23 protein-coding genes are annotated in these 21,135 nt (G+C 74.0%); 6 read left to right on the forward strand and 17 right to left on the reverse strand.

What is annotated here, in order from left to right:
- Positions 1-78: 78 nt before the first annotated feature.
- From F603_RS0124890 to F603_RS0124900, 3 genes are all read right to left on the reverse strand, one after another.
- The gene (locus tag F603_RS0124890) at positions 79-732 is read right to left on the reverse strand and encodes a TetR/AcrR family transcriptional regulator (protein ID WP_019548657.1); all 654 of its coding nucleotides are present in this window, start codon (positions 730-732) and stop codon (positions 79-81) included.
- Positions 733-1,190: 458 nt separating this feature from the next.
- Positions 1,191-2,855, reverse strand: coding sequence for a bifunctional phosphatase PAP2/diacylglycerol kinase family protein (locus tag F603_RS0124895; protein WP_019548658.1), 1,665 nt, complete (start codon positions 2,853-2,855; stop codon positions 1,191-1,193).
- A gap of 107 nt (positions 2,856-2,962) precedes the next feature.
- On the reverse strand, positions 2,963-3,652 hold the full coding sequence (locus F603_RS0124900) for a DUF2848 domain-containing protein (protein ID WP_019548659.1): 690 nt from the start codon (positions 3,650-3,652) through the stop codon (positions 2,963-2,965).
- Between the two features lie 203 nt (positions 3,653-3,855).
- On the opposite strand from F603_RS0124900, the gene F603_RS0124905 reads away from it, so the two are divergent.
- Positions 3,856-5,175, forward strand: a complete 1,320-nt coding sequence (locus tag F603_RS0124905; protein ID WP_019548660.1) for an MFS transporter — start codon at positions 3,856-3,858, stop codon at positions 5,173-5,175.
- 63 nt (positions 5,176-5,238) lie between these two features.
- Entirely contained in the window at positions 5,239-6,033 is a 795-nt protein-coding gene (locus F603_RS0124910) for a carbon-nitrogen hydrolase family protein (RefSeq protein ID WP_026328694.1), read from the forward strand.
- Between the two features lie 45 nt (positions 6,034-6,078).
- On the opposite strand, the gene F603_RS0124915 is transcribed toward F603_RS0124910, so the two are convergent.
- The 8 genes from F603_RS0124915 to F603_RS0124950 all read right to left on the reverse strand — a co-directional run bounded on the left by F603_RS0124915 (position 6,079) and on the right by F603_RS0124950 (position 11,601).
- Positions 6,079-6,705 carry a GntR family transcriptional regulator gene (locus F603_RS0124915; protein ID WP_019548662.1) on the reverse strand — a complete coding sequence of 209 codons (627 nt, stop codon included), beginning with the start codon at positions 6,703-6,705 and terminating at the stop codon, positions 6,079-6,081.
- A gap of 129 nt (positions 6,706-6,834) precedes the next feature.
- The gene (gene crcB / locus F603_RS0124920; protein WP_019548663.1) at positions 6,835-7,209 is read right to left on the reverse strand and encodes a fluoride efflux transporter CrcB; all 375 of its coding nucleotides are present in this window, start codon (positions 7,207-7,209) and stop codon (positions 6,835-6,837) included.
- Positions 7,206-7,691, reverse strand: coding sequence for a fluoride efflux transporter FluC (locus F603_RS0124925; RefSeq protein WP_019548664.1), 486 nt, complete (start codon positions 7,689-7,691; stop codon positions 7,206-7,208). The genes crcB and F603_RS0124925 overlap by 4 nt, the downstream gene beginning before the upstream one ends.
- Positions 7,692-7,903: 212 nt before the next feature.
- Positions 7,904-8,434 (reverse strand): GNAT family N-acetyltransferase, encoded by a 531-nt coding sequence (locus F603_RS0124930; protein WP_019548665.1) that lies wholly within the window; start codon positions 8,432-8,434, stop codon positions 7,904-7,906.
- A 29-nt stretch (positions 8,435-8,463) separates the two neighbouring features.
- The gene (locus F603_RS0124935) at positions 8,464-9,183 is read right to left on the reverse strand and encodes an SDR family NAD(P)-dependent oxidoreductase (RefSeq protein ID WP_019548666.1); all 720 of its coding nucleotides are present in this window, start codon (positions 9,181-9,183) and stop codon (positions 8,464-8,466) included.
- A gap of 126 nt (positions 9,184-9,309) precedes the next feature.
- Positions 9,310-10,059, reverse strand: a complete 750-nt coding sequence (locus F603_RS0124940) for an N-acetylmuramoyl-L-alanine amidase (protein ID WP_019548667.1) — start codon at positions 10,057-10,059, stop codon at positions 9,310-9,312.
- Between the two features lie 139 nt (positions 10,060-10,198).
- Positions 10,199-10,732 (reverse strand): chloramphenicol phosphotransferase CPT, encoded by a 534-nt coding sequence (gene cpt, locus F603_RS0124945; protein WP_019548668.1) that lies wholly within the window; start codon positions 10,730-10,732, stop codon positions 10,199-10,201.
- An 11-nt stretch (positions 10,733-10,743) separates the two neighbouring features.
- Entirely contained in the window at positions 10,744-11,601 is an 858-nt protein-coding gene (locus F603_RS0124950; RefSeq protein ID WP_051096355.1) for an AraC family transcriptional regulator, read from the reverse strand.
- 50 nt (positions 11,602-11,651) lie between these two features.
- On the opposite strand from F603_RS0124950, the gene F603_RS0124955 reads away from it, so the two are divergent.
- A complete protein-coding gene (locus F603_RS0124955) occupies positions 11,652-12,083 on the forward strand; it encodes a DUF2000 domain-containing protein (protein WP_019548670.1) in 432 nt (143 codons plus the stop codon).
- Between the two features lie 9 nt (positions 12,084-12,092).
- On the opposite strand, the gene F603_RS0124960 is transcribed toward F603_RS0124955, so the two are convergent.
- The 3 genes from F603_RS0124960 to F603_RS0124970 all read right to left on the reverse strand — a co-directional run bounded on the left by F603_RS0124960 (position 12,093) and on the right by F603_RS0124970 (position 14,909).
- Complete coding sequence (locus F603_RS0124960; RefSeq protein WP_019548671.1) at positions 12,093-12,815, reverse strand: SGNH/GDSL hydrolase family protein; 723 nt, start codon at positions 12,813-12,815, stop codon at positions 12,093-12,095.
- A gap of 97 nt (positions 12,816-12,912) precedes the next feature.
- Positions 12,913-13,605 carry a LuxR C-terminal-related transcriptional regulator gene (locus tag F603_RS0124965; protein WP_019548672.1) on the reverse strand — a complete coding sequence of 231 codons (693 nt, stop codon included), beginning with the start codon at positions 13,603-13,605 and terminating at the stop codon, positions 12,913-12,915.
- The gene (locus F603_RS0124970; protein ID WP_026328695.1) at positions 13,602-14,909 is read right to left on the reverse strand and encodes an ATP-binding protein; all 1,308 of its coding nucleotides are present in this window, start codon (positions 14,907-14,909) and stop codon (positions 13,602-13,604) included. The genes F603_RS0124965 and F603_RS0124970 overlap by 4 nt, the downstream gene beginning before the upstream one ends.
- Before the next feature lie 173 nt (positions 14,910-15,082).
- Between F603_RS0124970 and F603_RS0124975 the strand changes: the two genes are divergently transcribed.
- A complete protein-coding gene (locus tag F603_RS0124975) occupies positions 15,083-16,597 on the forward strand; it encodes a PspC domain-containing protein (RefSeq protein WP_019548674.1) in 1,515 nt (504 codons plus the stop codon).
- On the forward strand, positions 16,594-16,815 hold the full coding sequence (locus tag F603_RS0124980) for a hypothetical protein (protein WP_019548675.1): 222 nt from the start codon (positions 16,594-16,596) through the stop codon (positions 16,813-16,815). Before F603_RS0124975 ends, F603_RS0124980 begins: the two co-directional genes overlap by 4 nt.
- A 65-nt stretch (positions 16,816-16,880) precedes the next feature.
- Here the strand turns inward: F603_RS0124980 and F603_RS0124985 are convergent, their stop codons facing one another.
- The 3 genes from F603_RS0124985 to F603_RS0124995 form a co-directional block, all read right to left on the reverse strand.
- Entirely contained in the window at positions 16,881-17,447 is a 567-nt protein-coding gene (locus tag F603_RS0124985) for a DoxX family protein (protein ID WP_425427015.1), read from the reverse strand.
- A gap of 136 nt (positions 17,448-17,583) precedes the next feature.
- Entirely contained in the window at positions 17,584-18,849 is a 1,266-nt protein-coding gene (locus F603_RS0124990; RefSeq protein ID WP_211231123.1) for a hypothetical protein, read from the reverse strand.
- A 366-nt stretch (positions 18,850-19,215) separates the two neighbouring features.
- Positions 19,216-20,370, reverse strand: a complete 1,155-nt coding sequence (locus F603_RS0124995; protein ID WP_019548678.1) for a C40 family peptidase — start codon at positions 20,368-20,370, stop codon at positions 19,216-19,218.
- A 404-nt stretch (positions 20,371-20,774) separates the two neighbouring features.
- Here F603_RS0124995 and F603_RS0125000 point away from each other — a divergent pair, with 404 nt between their 5' ends.
- Positions 20,775-21,128, forward strand: a complete 354-nt coding sequence (locus F603_RS0125000) for a hypothetical protein (RefSeq protein WP_019548679.1) — start codon at positions 20,775-20,777, stop codon at positions 21,126-21,128.
- Positions 21,129-21,135: the final 7 nt, after the last annotated feature.

A 21,135-nucleotide genomic window follows, 5' to 3' on the forward strand; every position in this document is an offset into this window, starting at 1 on the left:
GGTCGGGTCTCCCGGCGGCGACGGTGCGGAGACGGGAGCGTATCCGCGGGAGCCCTCCGGTGCGGCCCGGTTTTCCGCTCAGCCCCCCGGCGTGTGGGGCGCGAGCCAGAGGCCGACGAGTGCGTCGGTGAGCCAGGTCGCGTACTCGTCCCAGCTCGACCCGGAGGCGTGGCTGTCCTCGGCGAGTTCGCGTTCGCGCTCCGCGAGCGAGTGGGTGAGCAGCAGGCGTGCCATGCTGCTGCGCTGCATGCTCACCGGCAGCGGAAGGTCGGGCAGGCAGCGGTTGAGGCCGTCGACGGTGTGCTGGACGGACGGTCCGAAGGTCTCGTCGATCACGATCTCGCGCAGCCGCGGGTCGGTCATCACCTGCGCGGCGAACCGTCCGTACCACGTCGGGCAGCCGAGCGAGGCGAGGTGGTCGACGCCCGGCCGGACGAGGCAGGCGACCCAGTCACGGATCTCGCAGGTGTCGCCGATCTCGGCGAGCATCGCGTCCCGACGGCTGTCGATGGGCTTCGCGTGTCTGGCGACGATGGCACGTACGAGGTCGGACTTGGTGCCGAAGTGGTAGCCGACGGCTGCGTTGTTGCCCTGCCCGGCCGCCATGCTGATGTGGCGGTTGGAGACGGCGTAGACGCCGTGCTCGGCGAAGAGGCGCTCGGCGACGGTGAGGATGGTCTCCCTCGTGCCGCTTCCGCGTGCGTCGTGTGTCCTGCCGGGCACGGTCAGCACCCCTCGTGCGCGGCGCGCGGGCCGCGGGCGACGGGTCCCTCGGTGGGCTCCAACTCTTCCTCCGTTACGGCGGGTTCCAAGCGGCAGCTCGGCCGGTGCGGGCTGCGCCTCTCCGGCGCGGGGCCGCCGTGCCGCTCGCGGCGGGCGGAGTCGACGTCGGCATTCTCTCGCAGGCGGCGAGCGACGGCGCAGCCGGCCCGGCGTACGCACCGGTTGCGGCGCGGGGCTCGCGGTCAGTGAACGCCCTTCCGTCAACACCGGTCAAGCAAGTGACTTACCCAGTCGCCGGAACGTCCCCGAACTCCGCGTGCTCTGGCGCCCGTTGCGGAGGGACGCTCGTTCGGAGGGCCCGCCGTCGGCGCGGGGCCGGGCGGGCGGTGCCGCACCGTGGGGGCTTCTGCCTGCGGACCGCCGGGATCGCCTCCAACCCGGCACCGAACTCGCCGTACCCGACTCCGTCAGTCGAGCACCGAGCGGTAGACGGTGAGGGCCTCGTGGCGCTTGTCGAGGAGCAGCCGCGCGGGCGCCGGTGCCACCTCGCCGTCGTAGGCGAGGTGGGAGCCCTCGGGTATGTCGCTGATCACCAACTGCCGCAGCCGCGCCGTCGTGTGGACGGGGGAGCGGTCGACGGCGCTGGTGAGCGCGGCGACGAGGAGCCGCAGCCGCGGCCAGTTCCCCGCGTCGACGAGGCGCACGTCGAGCTGCCCGTCGGTGAGGTCCCGGCGGCGGACGGGTGCGAGGCCGGCGCGGTAGGCGCAGTTGCCGGCGAAGAGCAGCCACAGGGTGCGGTATTCGCCGCCGAGCCCGGCGTGGACGGGGCTGCCGGTCCGCAGGACGTGGACGGCGGCGAGCACCCCCGCGGGCCACGCGCCGAGCCGGGGCGCCCACCGCTCCCTGACCCTGACGAGCTCGGGGTAGGTGCCGAGGCTGAAGGTGTTGAGGAAGTACCCGTCCCGCGCGGGGACTTCGCCGCCCGCCGCCCCCAGGTCCCGGAAGCGCCCGAGGTCGACGCTGACCGCCTCGCCCGCCTGCACGGCCCGGCAGGTGTCGACCGGCGTCTCGACGCCGAGGTCCTGGGTGAAGTGGTTGCGCGTACCGCCGGGCACGACGGCGAGCGGAACGCCGGCACGCAGCGCGGCACCGGCCGCGGCGTTGAGGGTGCCGTCCCCGCCGTGGACACCGAGCGCGCCGCCGTGCGCGGCAGCCCGTTGCGCCGCCTGCTCCAGCACCTCGCCGAGGTCCTCCTCCGACGGGTCGCAGACGACGATCTCCGCCTCGGGCAGCAACTGCCGCACGGCCCCGAGCTCGGTCGGCTCCCCTGACTGCCCTCCGGCGCGTCCACCGGAGCCGACGTTGCCCACGAGCACCAGCCCCGCCCCCGAGGGCAGCGCCGGGGCCTGCGCCAACGGCCGCCCCGGCGCGGGGAGTTGGGAGCGGGTGGGCGCTATGCCCCGGACGGCGAGCGCCGCGCAGACGCCGATCGCCGCCCCGGCGAGCACGTCGCTCGGGTAGTGCACGCCCGTGTACACGCGCGAGAAGGCGACGGCCGCCGCGAGCGGCGCGACTGCGGCGCCCCACCGCGGAGACTCCAGGGCCACTCCGGTGGCGAAGGCTGCGGCCGAGGCCGCATGCCCCGAGGGGAAGGAGCTGGTGAACGGCTGCCGCTTCAACTGCCTCACGAGCGGCACGGTTTCGAGCACCGGCCGGGCCCTGCCCACGTACCGCTTGCCGAGCGGGGTGACGACGGCTGAGGCGAACCCGATCGAGGCCAGCCCGCGCACGGCGCTCCGCGCTCCGCGCGGCGAACGGCTCGCGGCGATCCCGGCGGCCACGCCCAGCCACAGCCTGCTGCGGTCGGCGGCGCGGCTGAGACGCGGCAGCGTGCCCTCGGCGCCCGGCCAGTCCCGGTCGGCGACGGCGCGGAAGAGCCGCCGGTCGACCTCGGGGAGCGTCCAACGCCGGGCTCTCCCGTGCCTGTTCGCACCGAGTCCGCGTGCCTGCGCGGCCCCGCGCAGCAGCGCGTCGCCCAGCGCCCGCTCGGCCCCGCGCGCGGCCCTGCGCAGCGCTCTCCCGCGCGAGCGCCCCGTCGACGCGGTGAACCCCTGCGGTCCCAGCAGCTCCACTTCGGCTCCCTCCGTGGCGTACGGCCTGGCGCGGCCCACGTGCAGGAGGTGCTGTTACCCAGCCGCCCGCGGGCCAAGCCTGCCGAACGCGCCGTGGTGCGCCGGTGTCAGCCGATGGGCTCGGGCATCGTGACGACGTCGTAGGCGAGTTCGATGGCCTCGCCCGTCGCCGGGTCCGAGAGGCGCACGCGCCAGGCGGCGGCGAACTGGTCGACGTCGGCAAGCATCGGGATCGTCCCGGAGATCAGGACGGTCCCGGGCTCCAACTCGCCCCGGTCACGCAGCACTTCGGACCAGTACTCGGGCGTGAGGAGTTCCCCCGCCGTGCCGTCCTGGAGCAGCCGCTCGGCGCCTTCGGCGTCGGTGACCCACGCGCTGAGGCGGAGGTCGTCGATGCGTTCGGCGACGTCGGCGAGGCGCCAGGCCCGCTCCGCGAGGACGTCGGGCCCCGCGTTCTTGCTCCAGGCCACCCCGTGGGCCTCCAGCTCGCGGTCGGTGTGGTCGCAGGCCGCCGTGAGGAGGAGGTCGCCGGTGTCGTCGACGACGAGCGCCCACTCGGCCTCGCCCGAGGTGCGCGCGTGCTGGACGCGCACGGTGCCGGTCTGCTGCGCGAGGTAGGGGGAGACGGGGTAGAGCGCGGGCGTCGTCGTCGGCGCGGGGACGCCGATCTCGGCGAGCTCGGCGACGTGGGCCGCGACGTCCTCCTGGCTGCGGCCCGCGTACCCGGCGTTGAGGAGCCTGACCGCCGTGGCGGTGCGGCGGCTGCCGTCGGGGAGCGTGAAGGTCAGGCTCGGCATGGGTTCCTCCAGATCAGGCCGGGTTTCGGAGGGGTAAATTTCACGCCCCTCCGGTTGCGCATACGACCTGTATACAGCAAGTATGCTGCCGTACGACAGCAGGTTCGTGACCGTTAGGGGAACTTCCCGTGGAGCAGAACCAGCCAGTCCGGGCAGCCGCGGGCGGCTCGCCTGGACCGGCCGAACCGGACCGCAAAACCCTTGTGCGCGCCTTCACCGCCAGCCTCACCGGCACCTCGCTGGAGTGGTACGACTTCGCGGTCTACTCGGCCGCCTCGGCGCTCGTCTTCGGCAAGCTCTTCTTCCCGTCCGAGGACCCGCTCACCGGGACCCTCCTCGCCTTCTCGACGTACGCGGTCGGCTACGTCTCGCGCCCGCTCGGCGGCTTCGTCTTCGGGCGACTCGGCGACGTCATCGGGCGCAAGCGGGTACTCGTCGCGACGCTCGTGCTCGTCGGTGCCGCGACCTTCCTCATCGGCTGCCTGCCGACGCACGCGGTCGCCGGGCCGGTCGCACCGATCCTGCTGGTGCTGCTGCGGTTCGCGCAGGGCGTCGGCGTCGGCGGCGAGTGGGGCGGTGCCGTCCTGCTCACGAGCGAGTTCGGGAACGCGCGGCAACGGGGCTTCTGGGCCTCGGCGGCGCAAGTCGGCCCGCCCGCGGGCAACCTGATGGCCAACGGTGCGCTCGCAGCGCTCGGTGCCCTGCTCACCGAGGACCAGTTCCTCTCCTTCGGGTGGCGGATCGCCTTCCTCCTCTCCGGCGTGCTCGTCGCCTTCGGACTGTGGATACGCCTGCGGCTGGAGGAGACGCCCGTCTTCAAGGGGATGGAGGCCGTCGGGGAACGTCCCGAGGCGCCGATCCGCGAGGTCTTCACGACGCAGCGCCGTCCGCTCGCCGCCGCCGTGTTCTCCCGGGTCGCGCCCGACGTGCTCTACGCGATGTTCACCGTCTTCGTCCTCACCTACGCGACCGAGGAGTTGGGGATGGAGCGCAGCAAGGCGCTCGCCGCCGTGCTCATCGGCTCCGCGCTCCAGATCTTCCTCATTCCGCTCGCCGGTGCGCTCTCCGACCGCGTCAACCGGCGCCGGCTCTACCTCGGTGCGGCGGTGGCCGCGGGCATCTGGCCGTTCGTCTTCTTCCCGATGGCGGACACCGGCTCGTGGGGGCTGCTCGTGCTCGGTGTGATCGTGGCGCTGGTGATCCACTCCGCGATGTACGGGCCGCAGGCGGCGTTCGTCGCCGAGCAGTTCACGCCGCGGCTGCGGTACACCGGGTCCTCGCTCGCCTACACGCTCGCCGGCGTGATCGGCGGCGCCGTGGCGCCGCTCGTCTTCACTGCGCTGCTCGGGTCGTTCGGGCTGTGGCTGCCGCTCGCCGGGTACATCCTCGTCACCGCGGTGCTGACGGTGGTCGGCGTGCTCGTGGGCAGGGACCCCGACCACGGGGAGGACGACAGCTACCGTCGCCTCGTCGAGGGAGCGGGCACCGAACCCGAGGACCGCGCGGGCGCCGGCCGGCCGTAGGGCCTTCTCCGCGGGCGGGGCAGGAACCCGGCCGCACGAGCGAAAGGAGTCGCAGTGACCACGTTGCGTATCGCGCTGTGCCAGTTCACGGCGGGAGGCGACCCGCAGGAGAACCTGCGGGCCGTGGACGAGTTGGCGGGCCGCGCCGCGGCTGAAGGGGCGCAGCTCGCCGTCTTCCCCGAGGCCACCATGGCCTGTTTCGGTATTCCGCTCGGCCCCGTCGCCGAGCCGCTCGACGGGCCGTGGGCCGAGGGCCTCAGAGAACTCGCCCGGCGCCACGGACTCACCGTCGTCGCAGGGATGTTCACGCCCGCCGAGGACGACCGGGTGGCCAACACGCTGCTCGCCACCGGGCCCGACGGCGAGGTCTTCTACGACAAGATCCACCTCTACGACGCCTTCGGCTTCCGGGAGTCCGACACCGTGGCGCCGGGTCAGCGAGTGGTGACGCTCGACGTCGCAGGCGTCCGGACGGGCCTCGCCACCTGCTATGACGTGCGCTTCCCCGAGCTTTTCCGCGCACACGCCGACGCGGGCGCCCAACTCAGCGTGGTCCCCGCCTCCTGGGGCGCCGGTCCCGGGAAGCTCGACCACTGGTCGCTCCTGGCGAGGGCCCGCGCGCTCGACGCGACGGTCTGGGTCGCCGCCGTCGACCAGGCCCCGCCGGACCCGGAGGCCGATATCGAGGAGCGCACCGGGGCGCCGACGGGCATCGGCCACAGCCTGCTCGTCGCCCCCGACGGGAGCGTGCGGCAGGAAGCGGGGACGGCACCCGAACTGCTCGTCGCCGACGTGGACGTCGACGAGGTGGAGCGGGTGCGCCGGGCGGTCGCGGTGCTCGACAATCGGAGGCTGTGACGAGTGCCGTGCCGTACGGCCGGCGCGCGGCGTCGGTCGTACGGTTCAGCCGTCGGTGAGGATGCGGCGGGTGGCGGCGATGTGCTCGTCGATGGCGGTGCACGCCTTCGCCGCGTCTCCCTCGCCGAGTGCCTCGACGATGCGTCGGTGCTCGGTGAGGACCTCGTCCTGCCGTCCGCCGGAGCGGTAGAGCGCGTCGACGCCGGCGCGGATCTGCCGGCTGCGGAGCGCGTCGTACTGCTTCGCCATCAGCTCGTTGCCCACGGCGGCGATGAGCGTGGCGTGGAAGCGGTGGTCGGCGGCGATGAACTCGCGGGCGCTCTGCTCGCCCCGCAGCGACTTCTGCTCGCTCAGGACGCGCTCCATCCCCTCCACAGGTGCGGTGTCGCGCTCGACCGTGCACCGCGCCGCATGCCGCTCCAACACGGCGCGCATCTCCATGAGTTCTGCGATCTCGCGGCCGGAGAGGGGCGCGATGTAGGCGCCGCGCTTGGGGACGAGGCTGACGAGTTCCTCGGCGGCGAGGAGCAGGAGCGCCTCGCGGATCGGGGTCCGCGAAACGCCGATGCTGTCGGCGATCGCCTGCTCGGAGAGGAACTCGCCCTGCATCGCCGGGTCGGTGAGCACCGTCTCCTTGAGGTACGTGTACGCCTTCTGCCTACCGGACTGCACAGCCAGTTCTCCCGCCGACGCCTCTGCATACGTACTGTATACAGAAGCTAGCACGCGGCCCGCCGCGGCGCCGGGCGGTACCGCGGCCGCCGTCAACTCGTCCGCGGGCCGGGGGAGTCGGCGACTGCTTCACCCCCACGCCGCCGAGGCCGCCGCGTCGCCGAGGAGCACCGCGCCGAACCCCGCGAGGACACTCGCGCCGACGTTGGCGGCGGCCTGGAGGGCGGCGCCGCTCTCGGCGAGACGGAGCGTCTCGTAGGAGAACGTCGAGTAGGTCGTGAGGGCGCCGCACAGGCCGGTACCGAGGAGGAGTTGGAGCTCCGACGGGGCCGCGCCGGCGAGAACGGCGCCGGTGAAAAGGCCGATGCCGAGGCAGCCGAGCACGTTGACCGTGAGCGTGCCCCAGGGGAACGCGCTCTCGTGCCGCGACTGCACGGCGCGGTCGGTGAGGTACCGCAGCGGGGCGCCGAGCGCGCCCCCGACGAGGACGAGGAGCCAGTTCACCGCGCCCCCTCTGCGTTCCGTACACGCGCGACGCACGCCCGCGTCGCCCGCGCCGACACCGCGACGGCGGCGAGCGCCAGGAGCGGTACCGCCGCGAGGTCCGCCAGCGCGACGAGGGGGCGTCCTGCGCTGAGCAGGGTGTGGGTGTCGGCGGCGTAGGTGGAGAAGGTGGTGAACCCGCCGAGAACGCCGACCCCGATGAACGGGCGCAGCAGCCGGTGCGGGGAGCCCAACTCCTCGTGGAGCACCATGAAGACGCCGATCAGCGCGCACCCCGCCGTATTGACGCAGGCGACGGCCCAGGGAAAGCCGTCGTGCGGGGTCGGCCACAGCAGCGTGACGCCGTACCGCGCGCCCGCGCCGAGCGCTCCGCCCAGCGCGACGGCGCCGAGCAGGGAGGCGCGGCCGCTGCGCAGCTCCGCGCGGTGCGCCGGCAGATGGAGATCGACGTCCGGGTCTTCGGCGGGGGGCGGTTCCGGCACGGGCTCTCCTACTCGCACGGCGCCCTGGCGGGCGGGGACTGCTGCAAGCAGGGACCGTTGGCGGCGGTGCCGCGGTTGGGGGCGGCGGGCCCCACCGCCGCGCGGCACACGTCGGTGCCGCGTCTCCAGGTTACCGCGGTGCGTGTGCTCCTCTCCTGCCGCTGCCCGGTCGGTTCCAACCGGTCCGTCCGCCCTGTCCGTTGGTGGCCGGGTCAGCGGACGAGGGGGCTGCGGCGCTCGACCAGGAGCACGTCGCGCCAGTGCCCGCGGAGCCTGCCCATCCGCTCGCGGCGCCCGACCACGCGGAAGCCGGCGCGCTCGTGGCAGGCGAGGCTCGCGGTGTTCTCCGGGAAGATGCCGGACTGCACCGTCCAGATGCCGGCCGCCTCCGTCGAGGTGACGAGCGCGCGCAGCAGCGCGCTCGCGACGCCGCGGCGCCGGGCTCCGTCGTGGACGTAGACCGAGTGCTCGACGACGCCCGCGTACACGGCGCGCTGCGAGACCGGCCCGGCCGCGACCCAGCCGAGGAGCCGCCCGCACTCCTCGTCGACGGCGACGTGGCGGTGGCCGGCGAGCTTCGCCGCGTCGAACTCGGACCAACTCGGCGCCGCTGTCTCGAAGGTGGCGTCGCCCTCCTCGATGCCCGCCTGATGGAGGGCGCGCACCTCGGGGCCGTCGTCGGGATGCATGGCGCGGAGGCGGACGCCGGTAGGGGGCGCGCGGTACTCGGTCGGCGGGGGCATGCTTCTCCTGCGGTGCGTCGGCTCGTGGGTCAGCGGAGCACGAGGGTGCCGCCGTCGGCCAGCAGCGTCTGGCCTGTCATGTAGGCGCTGTCCTCGCTGGCGAGGAAGACGGCGACGGGGGCGATCTCCGTCTCCGGGCCGCCCATGTGCCCGAGCGGGAGCTTCCGGACGACCTGCTCGTACTGCTCGGGGCGCTGCTTCGCCCACGCGTCGACGCCTGCGGTGGGCGCGAGCGGGGAGATGAGGTTGACGTTGATCCCGTCGGCCGCCCACTCGTTGGCGACGACTTCCTTCGCCGCGGCGTACGACGCCTGGTGGGACTGGCCGTCGAGCCCGGCGCCCGAGGCGAAGTCGATCACCGAGCCGCGGCGCTCGCGCAGGTGCGGGTAGCAGGACCGCGTCAGGCGGGCGGTGGCGTAGAAGTCCGTGCCGAGGGAGAGGGCGAACATCTCCCGAGTGTGCTCGACGAAGGGCGCCTGGCGGGAGGTGTGCGCGTTGTTCACCAGGACGTCGATGCCGCCGGAGTGGCCGGCGGCGGCCGCGCGGATCTCCTCGGCGGCCGACCGGGCCGCGAGGTCGCATTGCAGGGTGCGGAGCGCGTCGCCGGCGTCCAACTCCGACTCGGCGGTGCACAGCGCCTCCTCGTCGCGGTCGACGGCGAGGACAGAGGCGCCCTCGCGGAGGAACGCCGCCGTGATGCCGCGGCCGATGCCGCCGGTGACGACGGCGCTCTTCCGCTGAAGTCTCATGCGTGCCCCACTCTTCTCTCGCCGACGGCCTGGGCGGTGCGCCGCGCGTAGGCGCCCGTGTGCCGGACGGAGCGGGGCGAGGGCGGCGATGCCGCGTGCACGGTATCCCGGTACGGGGAGGGAGGTTCAGTGCCGTTGCCGTCGGGCGGCGTCGGCGCGCAACTCGGCGACCTTGGAGCGGAGTTCGGGGAGGCGGTCGTAGAGCTCCTTGCCGGGGCAGTCCGTCTCGTACGCGTCCCGGTGGCCCGCGATGGTGTGGAACCTCGCTGCGTCGCCCTTCTCGACGCGGCTGCTGTCGCTCTCCGAGCGGAGCTTCGCCCAGCCCTCCGGGTCGGAGCCCGGCTTGAGCTTCCAGGCGATGAGGCGGGCTGCGGCGGCGAGCGCCTTGTCCGGGACCTTCTGGCCCTCGTCGAAGGTGCCGAGGAAGGCGATGCCCGCGGTGTCGTCGTTGAAGCCGCCCGTGTGCGAGCCCTTCACGGCGCGGGACACCCCGCCCGCGCGGCCTTCGTAGATGGTGCCGCAGCGGTCGATCACGAAGTTGTAGCCCACGTCGTCCCACCCCTGCTGCACGTGGGACGCCTGGAGGGTGCGCAGCAGGCGGGGTACGTCGGCGCAGTCGTAGTCGTTGTCGTGGTCGGTGTGGTGGAGGAAGACGGCCCGTACCGCGTGGGTGTACGTGGGCCGCTCGCGGACCGCATGCTCGTCCGCGCCCCAGGCGTGCCTCGTCGTGATCGTCGGCCGCGCCGCGGTCACGGGGCGGTGGTGTTCGACGGCGCGCTGCGGGGGCTGGGGGGTGGCGCTGCGGACGGATGCCTCACAGGTGAGCAACAGCACCGGGGGCAGCGCGGCGGCGAGCGCGAGTTTCGAGAGCCGCATGCCCTTCACCGTGCGCCGGGCGGGCCGGGGGTGCGTTGCCGGGAGCGGCCTTTTGGGTGGTCGCCGAGGGTGCAGGGGCGCATGCGCTGCGTGTGGCGCGGCCAACTCGCCATCGAAGCAGGGGCGTTGACCCGTGCGTTCAGTCGAGGTGCGCGGCGATCGCGCGGGCGCACACCGGGGCCTCGGTGTGCGTCGTGTCCACCTCCATGTCGTAGGCGACGCCCTCGTGCACCGTGTACGCCTGCGTGGCGGCCATCCCGTGGAGCCGGTCGCCCCGCCCGGCCTCGCGAGCGGCGGCGACCCGGGCCTCGCACCGGACGCCGACCCAGAGCACGGCGAGCCCGTCGAGCGGCCTCCGCCAGCGCAACTGGGACTCACCGCCGCCGAGGAAGACGTCGTCGACGAGGAGCCTGGCGCCCGCCCGGGCCATCTCGCCGACGCCCTGCTGCCACGCGGCCTCCAGCGCCCGGAAGTCACCGCCGACGTGCACCCCGCCGCCCGGCGCGAAACCGATGCCCGCCTCCGAGTGCTGCATCGCAGCGGGCATCGCCTCGATGAGCGAGTCGATGCCGAACGCCAGCCAGGGCGTGGGCAGTTCGTCCTGGAGGCACCGCACGATCCGGGACTTCCCGGAGCTCGAGCCGCCGTTGAGGAGGACCACCTGTACTGCCATGGTGCGTCACGCTAGCGCCTCGGCCCGCCGGAGGGTTGCTTCCCCTCCTCTTCGGAGACGAGGTTCGCCCGGAGGCCGCTGCGTGCGAACCGGCCCGGTGTGGTGCCGAGGAGCCGGGTGAAGTGGCGGTGCAGATGGGACTGGTCGTGGAAGCCGGCCGAGGCGGCGGCCGTGCTAGCCGGTGCGCCGGCGACGAGGAGCCGGCGGGCGAGGTCGACGCGGCGGGAGGTGAGGTACTCGTGCGGCGGCATCCCGAACTCCCGCCGGAAGACGCGGATCAGGTGGGCGGGGTGCGCATGGAGCACGTCGCCGGCCTCGTGGAGCGGGCAGCCCTCGACGATCCGGGAGTCGAGGAGCTCGCGGAGGCGATGCGCGAGGGAGGGATCGTGCGGGCGCGTGCGCCGGGCGCGCAGGTGGCCCTCGAGCCGGTCGGTGACGAGCGCGAGGGCGCACTCGGCAGCGTCCTCGGAGCCGGGCGAGGAGAGCGCCGTGTGCAGGCGGTCGACCCCGCGCCGCAGACCGGGGTCCCGGAAGACCGGACGGTCGACGGCCCGGCCGATGAGGGAGGGGTCGAGCTGCCCCGGCTCCAGGTAGAGGACGCGCTTGCGGAAGCCGTCCCCCGTGGCCGCGCGGCCGTTGTGCGGGACCTGTGGCGGGAGGAGCGTGACGAGGCCGTCGAGGGCGCCGTGCTCGTGGCGGTGGAGCTCGTACCTGACGGCGCCGGTGTCCACCAGGAGCAGTGCCCAGCAGGCGTGGGCGTGCATCGGGTAGACGTGGTCGGTGAAGCGGGCGTGGAACACCTCGGCCACGCCGCCGACTCGGGGCCGCCACGCCCTGATGCGGGGACGGTCGTCCGCGCGAGCAGCCATGTTCGGATCGTACAAGACCCGCAGGTGGCGCCCGGTCGAGCATCGTCCGCATGGAGAACGGAAACGGGCCCGTCAGGGCCGAGACCAAGACCGCGGTGCTGCTCAGGGACGACCTGCTCGGCTGGCAGCGGGTGAACGTGACCGCCTTCCTCGCCGGCGGAGTCGGTACCGCGGTACCGGAGTTGGTGGGGGAGGCGTACGCGGACGCGGACGGCAACGCCTACCTGCCGACCTTCGGGCAGCCCGTCCTCGTCCTGGAGGGCGGCAAGGAAGTGCTCACGGCCACCCACGGACGGGCGCTGCGGCGAGGGTTGGCGATCGGCGTCTTCACCTCCGACCTCTTCGCCACCGGCGACGACGAGGCGAACAGGGCGGCCGTCCGCGCGGTGCCGGCGGCCGAGCTCGACCTCGTGGGGCTTGCGTTCCACGGGCCGCGCAGGGACGTCGACCGGGTGCTGAAGGGCGCCCGCATGCACCCGTGAGCCGCCCCGCTAGCGGGGCGATCCTGCCAAGTGCCGCGCCAGCCACCGCAGATGGCCGCCGGTGGCCCGGAGCCTGAGCCCCAACGGGTCGGCGGCCGGCGGCCCCGCGGTGTGCTGTACGCGTCCCTCGCCTCGCAGCACCTCGGCGGCGCAGGCCGCGAGGTAGCGGTGGCCGCGCCGGTTGGGGTGGAGGCGGTCGACGCTCAGCATGCCGGCCCCGCGGAACGCCACGGCCTCCCGCGCTTCGAGGAGCCAGGCACCGTGGGCGCCGGCGACCTCCTCGATCACCTTGTTCGCCGCCGCCGTTCGGCTCCGCAGGGAGGTGCGGGCGCGGCGGGTGAGGGGGAGCCCTTCGGACAGGTCGTGGAGCGTCATGGCGAGCACGCCGACGTGCGCCGCCTCGCGGAGGCCGCCGACGAGCGCCTCGTACTCCACGGCGAAGCGTCCCGCGTCGAACCGGCGGTCGAGGACGTCGTTGACGCCGACGACGCAAGTGGCCACGGCCGGGGCGAGCGCCACGGCCGTGGCGAGCTGTTCGCGCCGGACGTGGGCGGCGCGGGCGCCCGTACGCGCGAGGTTCGCGCTGAGCCGCCACGGTGCCGGCGGCTGCGTCAAGTGGTGTATCCAGCCGTGGAGTCGACGGCCGTGCGGGTCGCCGACGCCCTCGGTGAGGCTGTCGCCCAGGGCGACCAGCTCCATGGTGCCGGGCGCGCGCCCGCTCGTGACGTCCATGCACGGCAAGGTAGTTGAGCAGCGACCCGGCGGGAACAGGACCGTGCGCTCTGCCGCATCCGACGCAACCCGCACGTACGGTGGTTGGTGCGGCCCCTCAGACCAGGCGGCGGGCGGCGGCCCAGCGCGTCAGCTCGTGCCGGTTGGAGAGCTGGAGCTTCCGCAGGACCGCCGAGACGTGCGACTCCACCGTCTTCACCGAGATGAAGAGCTGCTTCGCCACCTCCTTGTACGCGTACCCCCGCGCTATGAGCCGCAGCACCTCGCGCTCGCGCTGGGTGAGGCGGTCGAGGTCCTCGTCGACCGGGGGTGCGTCGGTGGAGGCGAAGGCGTCGAGGACGAAGCCGGCGAGGCGGGGCGAGAAGACCGCGTCCCCCTCGGCGACCTGGAAGATGGCGTCGACGAGGTCGGCCCCGGTGATCGTCTTGGTGACGTACCCGCGCGCGCCTCCGCGGATCACGCCGATGACGTCCTCGGCCGCGTCCGACACGGAGAGCGCGAGGAACCGCACCGGCTCCTCCGCCTCGCCCATGAGCGCCGCGCACCTGCGCAGCACCTCGACCCCGCCGCCGCCCGGCAGGTGCACGTCGAGGAGGACGACGCCCGGACGGGTCGCCGCGATCACGGAGACGGCCTGATCGACGTCGCCGGCCTCGCCGACGACCTCCACGCCCGTCTCCTCGGTACGTCCGATCTCCGCCTGCACGCCCGCGCGGAACATGCGGTGGTCGTCGACGAGCACGACCCTCGCCCTGCGCCCGTCCTCCGGCTGCGCCTCTGCCTCGGTCACGACTCCGCCGCCCTCTCCATCTCCAGCTCCACCTCGGTCCCCTCGCCCGGCACCGACCTGATGCGCGCGGTGCCGCCGTTGCGTCGCATACGGCCGACGATCGACTCGCGGACGCCCATGCGGTCCTCCGGCACGGCCTCGGGATCGAAGCCGGGCCCCCTGTCCCGGACCGAGACGAAGACCGTCCGTCCCTCGACCTCGGCGAAGACCTGCACGGTCCCGCTGTCGCCACCGTACTTGGCCGCGTTCACCATCGCCTCGCGTGCCGCCTGGACCTGCGCGCCCAGCCGCTCGTCGAGCGGGCAGTCCCCGACGGTCACCACCTCGACCGGCACCCCGTGGGCGTCCTCGACCTCGGCCGCGGTCGCGCGGACCGCCTCCGCGAGTGTCCCCGGCTCCTCCTTCTCCTCCTCGCCCCCGGCCTGCGGCTTGTAGAGCCACTGCCGCAGTTCGCGCTCCTGCGCACGGGCGAGCCTCGCCACCTCGCGCGGCCGGTCGGCGTTCCGCTGGATCAGGGTGAGCGTGTGCAGCACCGAGTCGTGGACGTGCGCGGCGACTTCGGCGCGTTCCTGGGCGCGGATGCGCATCAGCCGCTCCTCCGAGAGGTCGCGGACCATCCGCACCAGATAGGGCCCCGCGATCAGCGCGACGCCGACGAGCACCGCGAGCGCCGCCTGGAGGACGGAGCCCAACTGCCGCACGGAGCCCTGCATCACAACGATGGCGCTGACGCCGACGGCGACGAGCACCACACCCACGGCCCCCCGCGCCAGCGGCAGCAACCTCTTGCGCCGCGTGACGGCCGCCCAGTGGGCGCGCCGGGTGTCGTCCGCCTGCCGCCACACCAGCGCGACGCCGACGCCGATCAGCAGGACCGGCCACAGATAGGTGTTGGCCCGCCCGAACTGGAGGTTGTCGATCGCCACGCCCACGGCTACGCAGAGCGCGACCGCGGTGAGGAGGAAGTTCTTGTCCGGCTTGCGCAGCAGCCGCCCGAGACCCCGCCGCCCCTCGATGTGCGCCTTCTCCGGCTCGACCCCGCCCGCGCCGAGCGGGACGACGAACCAGTAGGCGGCGTAGAGCAGGATGCCGAGCGAGTTGGCCGCGCACAGAGCGAGGAAGACGATGCGCACCCAGGAGACGGGCAACCCCAGATGCCCGGCGAGGCCCCGCGCGACGCCGCCGAGCATCCGCCCTTCCGCGCTGCGGTACAGCTTGCGCGGCGGCTCCTCGCGCCCGCCGTCCCCCGGGGGGAATCGGGGCCCGGCGGGCGGGTCCTGCGTGGGCGGGGAGGGGGCGGTCATGGAGGAGATGGTCACACGGATGTGCCGGTGGTACATCAGGGTCGGTCCCTGATACGTCCCCCACCGTTCCGGTGTGCGCGCCGACCGGCGGTTCGGGGTGCGGGAGCGATCTCAGGGTCGGTTCGGGGTGGGCCCCCGATGTCGCGGCTGCCGCTCGGGCCAAGAATGTGTGCATGACCGAGGAGCAGCAGCCGGCGCACGACGGCGGTCCGAGCGAAGGCCCCGGCCCCCGCGCCCCGCGCACGGGAACGCAGCCCGGGCCGTGGGTCGACGACTGGCGGCGGACGATCGGCGGCGAGGCACCGCCGGGCGGGCAGCAGCGGGAGCGGCTCCGGCGCGGGCGGAAGCACAAGGTGGTCGGCGGCGTCTGCGCAGGGCTCGGCCGGTACTTCGACGTCGACCCGATCGTCTTCCGGGCGCCGCTCGCCGTGGTCTCGGTGGTCGGCGGGCTGGGGCTGGTCTTCTACGGCTTCGCCTGGCTGGTGATCCCCGCGGAGGGCGAGACGCAGAACGAGGCGCGGCGGCTGCTCTCCGGACGGGTCGAGGCGTCCTCGCTCTCGGCGATCCTCGTCGCGCTCGTCGGGTGCGGCCTCTTCCTCGCCGCCCTCGGGAGCCGCGGGACGCTCTCCTCGCTCGTCCTCATCGGGGTGGTGGTGGGCGCAGCGCTGTGGTCGCGCAACCGCAGGGAGGAGCAGGAGGCCGGCGCGCAGCGGCCGGCCGATCCGGCGCTGGCGCAGGCGGTCGCCGAGGCGCCGCCCGAGACGGCGCCGCCGCCCACGCCGTCCACGCCGTCCTGGTGGCGCGAGGGCACCTCGACCGAGTCGGGCACCGGCTACCTGTGGGGTCCCGACGACGGGCAGACCACGGAGCCACCGGCCGCCGCCCATCCACGGCAGAAGCCGGCGAGCAGCCGCAGCGTTGACCGCAGGCCGAGGTCGATCGGCGCCCTCGTGCAGCTTCTCGCCGTGTGCGCCGCGGTTGCGGGCGCACTCGCGGAGTGGGGGGAGCGTCCGCTGGGCACGGCGCTCGCCGTCGGCCTCGGCTGCGCCCTCGCGGTGCTCGGAACCGGGTTGGCGGTCAGCTCCTTCCTCGGCCGGGTCGGCGGCGGGACGATCGCCGCGCTGTTGCTCACCGCGGCGCTGCTCGCGGGCGCCGCGGTGATCCCGAAGGAGATCACCACCGAGTGGACGGAGGCGAGCTGGCGTCCGCAGGCGGCCTCGCACGTGCGCGGCGAGTACCGCGTGGGCACCGGGCAAGCCCAACTCGATCTGGGGGAGTTGAGTCTGCGGAAAAGCGAGAAGGTCGCGACGCGCGTGCGGATGGGCGCGGGCGAGATCCGCGTCCGCGTGCCGGAGAACGCGACGGTCCGCGCCGAACTCGGGGTGGAGCTCGGCGATCTGCGCTGGCCCGAGTCGACCGACGAAGCGGGCGAAGTCGTCTACGGGAACTCGGGCGGCGTCAACCAGCAACGGCGCCTCACGCTCCATCCCTTCGACGGCGCCGCCGCGCGCGGCACCGTCCGCCTCGACCTCTCGGCGCGGTTCGGCCACGTCGAGGTGGTGCGTGATACGACGGACGCCGCCTCGGACAGCGAGGCGACGGAGAGCCGGGTGGTCGGCACGGTACGGGCGCTCCCCGCGGGGCGCCCGGAGGGTGCGGGCGAGGAGCGGGCGGAGGTGCGGGGATGAGGCACCCCTTCGAGCCGGCCAGGCTGCTGCTCGGGCTGTTGATGCTCGGGGCGGCGGTGGTGGCGCTCGTCCAGGCGCACGGCGGCTGGGACGTGCCGGCGTGGGCGCCCGCCGCGATGGTTCCGGCGGGCGTGCTCCTGGTCGGGGTGCTCGGGGGCGTCGCCCGGCTGGTGCGGCGGGCGGTGCGTGCGCGGAGGGGGAGCGGCGACCAGGACTGAGCGCTCCCCGTTGTGAGACGGCGTCCCGACTGCGGTTGCCTCCAGCGGACTTGGGCGGCGCGTGGTCAGCTGAAGATCATGCGGCCCCGGCGCCTGCGTCGGAAGTGCAGCGCGGCGTCGGCGGAGAGGTACGGGGCGCCCGCCAGGACGAGGGGAAGCCAGGCCATCAGGTAGGCGAGGTCGTTGCCGTAGTAGTACGGCGTGGCCGCCCAGCTCACCGTGAGCCAGAGGCAGAGCGAGATCAACGCGCCTCCGGCGGCGGCGACTCGGGCCCAGAGGCCGAGGAGGGTGCCCAGCCCGACGGCGATCTCGCCGATGCACAGGGCGAGCCCGAAGCCGTACGGGCTCTGCTCGACGAGCGAGACGAGCCAGGGGGCGCCGGCGCTGCTGTGCACCGGGTCGAGCAGGTGCGCGAGGGAGCCGGGTCCGCTGCCGCTGAGGAAGTGCGAGTCGAAGAGCTTGTCGCAACCGGCGTAGACGAAGGTGATCCCGAGGAAGAGGCGCAGCGGCAGCAGCGCGTACCGTGCGGCGGTCGAGCGCGCGCCGTGCGGTGCTCCGCCGACGGGCCCTTCGAACCCGCTCAACGACTGCGACGCTCCCCCTTCGCCGCCGCGAGGTCCCGACAGGGGCATGGGCTGACCGCCTTCCGCATGAGAGTTCGGTGTGCGTGGGCGATTCTTCCCCCACGGACTCGGGCGGTGGCAAGCCGGGCCCGTGACAGCGCGTCGAGGCCGCCCGGCGTGTGCGCGTGCGGCGTCAACGCCGTGCTCAATCCACCACGTCGATCGGGTACTTGTTGGTCTCCACACCGGCCGCCGTGACCACCTGCACCTCGACGCGCCCCGGTTCGACCTCCACCGGGACGGGGACCGTGAGCGCCGTGTCCGTCGGGCTCCGGAACCCGCCCGCCTCGGGGATCATCGGCACGTGCACGTGGACGGCGCCGATGCGCACCACCATCCGCGCGAGCCTGTCGGCCTCCTTGGCGCCGGGCGGTACGAAGCCGCTGCCGCGGATCTCCAGGTCGTCGCCGGTGCGGATCGGCGCGTGGAGGTCGCCGATCTCCCGTGCCCGTACGACGGAGAGGACGACGGGGCGGCCGCCCTCCGTGTACTTGCCGGCGAGGTAGGTGGCGGTGGAGACGACGACGAGGAGGGCGAGTCCCCAGGGCAGGTCGGGGAGTTGGTCGGGCTGGCGTGCGAGGCGCACGGCGGTGAAGACGAGCGCCACCGTGTTGACGAGCACGTACTGGACGTCGGTGAAGGTGCCGTGCCCCGAGTCGTCGGTGAGCAGGTCGGCGCCGCGGGGACGGTCGGCCGGCACCTTCTGGAGGCGCTGGGCCCGCGTCCGCACACTGACCGTGCGGCGTACGAGGACGGCGATGGCGCAGGTGAGCGCGAGCACGGTGAGGATGCCGGCGCCGCGCGCCAACTCCAGTCCTGCGAGGAGCTCTTCACGAGCGCCGGCGCCCGTCGTCCCCGCGAGTACGAAGGCGAGGACGAGGATGTCGAAGCAGACGAGCAGCAGCCAGCCGGCCGCCACGGCGCGGGAGGTGGAGAGACGGTTGTCCTCGCCGATGAGCGGGGCGAGGGCGCCGCCGCGCGCCCGGTGGAAGTAGGCGGCGGCGGAGAGCGCGGCCGCGCCGACGAGCGCGGCCGCGAGCCCGGCGGTCCTGCCGAGGGTCCAGCCCGGGCCGAGTGCGGTGAGCGCCTGCCCGAGGAGGAGAGCGGCGACGGCGGCCCAGACCGCGACGAGGGTGTGGCGCCACAGGCGCGTCCTCACCAGGTCGCCCTCGCGACGGCTGCGGTCGGCCATCTCCCGTGCTGCGCCCGTGAGTTCGTCGGAGATCCACTGCCGGGAGGCGCTGGAGGAGTGCGCGAGCCCCGCGGGTACGCCTTCACCGGCGGCCAGTTGGTCACGACGGCGCACGAAGGCGGACACGGCGCGTTGCCGTGCGTTGCGCGCCCCGTGCGGGCATCCGCCGCACAGGCACCCGGTGGGGTGCTCGGGGGTCGCGCCCCCATCCCCGCGCACCTTGTCGAGCAGGGTGGTGCGCTGGCTCGGCACACCTTCCGACGTGCCGGCCTGCGCAGCCGCGCGCGGCTCCGCTTCGGCCCATGGGCCCCCGCTCCCGCCGCCCTCCGCGTCCGCGTCGTCCCGCGCCGTTCCGACGGCCACTGTGCCACCCCGCCTCTCGCAGTAAGATCCACGCCCGGGGCTCGCCCGCACCGCGCGTTCCGGCGCGCGGGGGCGGCAGTCAACTACCGGGCAGTGGAAGGGGATTGTGCCTCATCCGCGGCCCGCCGCGGGCGGCAGGGGCGCCCCGCGCGGCGCGCCCCTGCCGCCCGCCGGCGTCGTCGCACCTCACGGGCCCGGCCCCGGGACCCGGCGCCAGGCGGCTCACCCGGGCCGCACCGCCCCCGCGTACGGCATCTCGCTGATGGAGGCGACCTTCACCGACGTCCCGGGACGCGGGGCGTGGATCATCTTGCCGCCGCCGACGTAGAGCCCGACGTGGGTGACGCCCCGGTAGAAGAAGACCAGGTCGCCCGGGGCGAGTTGGCTGCGCTCCACCCGGCGTCCGGCCTTGATCTGCGCGTAGGTGGTCCGGGGCAGCGAGACGCCCGCGGACTTCCACGCCGCCTGTGTCAGCCCCGAACAGTCGTACCCGGACGGGCCGCTCGCGCCCCAGGCGTACGGTTTGCCGAGCGCGCCCCGTGCGAACGAGACGGCGCGCGTCGCACGCGGTCCCGAGGCGGCGGCGGGTACCGCCTGCGCGCCCGTATCGCGGGCGGTGGCGCGGGCGGCATGCGCCGGTGCGGCGCCGGCCGACGGGGAGTCCGCCGGCTCGTCCGGCTGTTCGTCGAGGACGCGGGCGCGCTGCGCGGCGGTGAGGCGGTCGAGCAGCGTGCGGGCCGAGTCGAGCTTGTGCTGGACGGACTGCTTGCGCCGGTGCGCCTCGGCGCGCGACGCGTCGAGCGACTTCGCCGTCCGCGCCGCCTCCGTACGCAGTTGGCGGACGCCGCGTAGCTGCCGCCCGATCCTGTCGACGGCGCTGGCCTGCTGCGCGCCGGCGCGCTCGGCGAGTGCCGCGCGGTCGAGGAACTCGTCCGGCTTCGAGGAGAGGGCGAGTTGGAACCCCGGGGCGATGGCACCCCGCCGGTACTGGGCTGCGGCGAAGGCGCCGAGCGAGTCCCTGGTGCGGTTGAGCTGCTGCGTCCTGCGGGCCGCCTGGTCGCGCAGGTCGTCGAGGCGGCGCTCGGCCGAATCGGCGCGCTCGCGGGCTCCGTTGTACTCCTGGGTGGCGCGTTCGGCCTCCCGGTGGAGCGCGTCGACGCGTGACTTGACCTGGGCGGTGCTCGGCTGCGGATCGGCGTGGCCGGTGCCCTGGAGGACGGTGACCGCGGTGAGCGAGGCGAGCGCGAGGGTCGCGGCGGTCGTCCCACGGGGAAGGGCGCCTGGGGCGGCGCGGTGTGCGGGGGAGCGCGGGGCTTCGGAAGAGCGGCGCGGGAGGAGGGAGTTGAGCGTGCTGCCTGGTCTGCGATGCGAGGCCATGAGCCGGCCGTCACTCCTTACGTCGTGCGTACACATACGTACAAATCGGTGCAAGGCGATGTGACGGTACTGCTTCGGGCCCTCGCCGCCCGGCAGCCGTGCCGCCATCGCCGTGGTGCGTCCGTCGAGCGGAGGCACCCGGCGGCGAGTTCGCACGGGGAACGTTCCCCGCCGCCGGGCGTTCGTCGCGGACCCGTTCGGGGTCCGCACGAGCAAGGACGGTAGACGGAGTCCGGGCGGCCAGGGCTGGTTGACCGGTACTTTTCGCAACCGACCGCTTACTGTGCGCACACGACACGGGTGATGCGGGTGGCATGTCCGGCATACGCGAAGTGCTGATCAAGGTGGAGAAGATGCGCACCCTCGCGGCCCCGGCGTGTTAAGCCCGCGGCTAGGCTCACCGCATGGATGTTCTGATCAATATCTTTGTCGGCCTGCACGTCATCGGCATCGCCGCGCTGCTCGGCGGCTTCCTCTTCCAGATGAAGGCGATGGGCGAGGGCACGGCGCGCATGCTGCCCGGCATGCTGCACGGCGCCCTGACGATGCTGGTGACCGGCGTGCTCCTCGTCGGCTTCCGCGAGATGGACGGCGGAAGCGTCAACAACCTCAAGATCGCGGTGAAGTTGGCGATCCTGGTGGTGATCCTCGGCCTCGTCTACGTCAAGCGCGACGAGGAGGCGGTCTCCTCGAAGGTGCTGGGCGCGGTCGGCGCGCTGACCATGGCCAACATCTTCATCGCGGTGCTCTGGGTGTGAACCCCAC

Source organism: Streptomyces sulphureus DSM 40104, from assembly GCF_000381025.1.
Taxonomy (GTDB): Bacteria; Actinomycetota; Actinomycetes; order Streptomycetales; family Streptomycetaceae; genus Streptomyces; species Streptomyces sulphureus.

Excerpts from the sequence above, each read along its gene's own strand:
- F603_RS0124970 (WP_026328695.1), bottom strand. The coding sequence starts at position 14,909 with ATGACCGCCCCCTCCCCGCCCACGCAGGACCCGCCCGCCGGGCCCCGA.
- F603_RS0125000 (WP_019548679.1), top strand. The coding sequence starts at position 20,775 with ATGGATGTTCTGATCAATATCTTTGTCGGCCTGCACGTCATCGGCATC.
- F603_RS0124900 (WP_019548659.1), bottom strand. The coding sequence starts at position 3,652 with ATGCCGAGCCTGACCTTCACGCTCCCCGACGGCAGCCGCCGCACCGCC.
- F603_RS0124955 (WP_019548670.1), top strand. The coding sequence starts at position 11,652 with ATGGAGAACGGAAACGGGCCCGTCAGGGCCGAGACCAAGACCGCGGTG.
- cpt (WP_019548668.1), bottom strand. The coding sequence starts at position 10,732 with ATGGCAGTACAGGTGGTCCTCCTCAACGGCGGCTCGAGCTCCGGGAAG.
- F603_RS0124940 (WP_019548667.1), bottom strand. The coding sequence starts at position 10,059 with ATGCGGCTCTCGAAACTCGCGCTCGCCGCCGCGCTGCCCCCGGTGCTG.
- F603_RS0124950 (WP_051096355.1), bottom strand. The coding sequence starts at position 11,601 with ATGGCTGCTCGCGCGGACGACCGTCCCCGCATCAGGGCGTGGCGGCCC.
- F603_RS0124930 (WP_019548665.1), bottom strand. The coding sequence starts at position 8,434 with ATGCCCCCGCCGACCGAGTACCGCGCGCCCCCTACCGGCGTCCGCCTC.
- F603_RS0124985 (WP_425427015.1), bottom strand. The coding sequence starts at position 17,447 with ATGCCCCTGTCGGGACCTCGCGGCGGCGAAGGGGGAGCGTCGCAGTCG.
- F603_RS0124960 (WP_019548671.1), bottom strand. The coding sequence starts at position 12,815 with ATGGACGTCACGAGCGGGCGCGCGCCCGGCACCATGGAGCTGGTCGCC.
- F603_RS0124995 (WP_019548678.1), bottom strand. The coding sequence starts at position 20,370 with ATGGCCTCGCATCGCAGACCAGGCAGCACGCTCAACTCCCTCCTCCCG.
- F603_RS0124975 (WP_019548674.1), top strand. The coding sequence starts at position 15,083 with ATGACCGAGGAGCAGCAGCCGGCGCACGACGGCGGTCCGAGCGAAGGC.
- F603_RS0124935 (WP_019548666.1), bottom strand. The coding sequence starts at position 9,183 with ATGAGACTTCAGCGGAAGAGCGCCGTCGTCACCGGCGGCATCGGCCGC.
- F603_RS0124980 (WP_019548675.1), top strand. The coding sequence starts at position 16,594 with ATGAGGCACCCCTTCGAGCCGGCCAGGCTGCTGCTCGGGCTGTTGATG.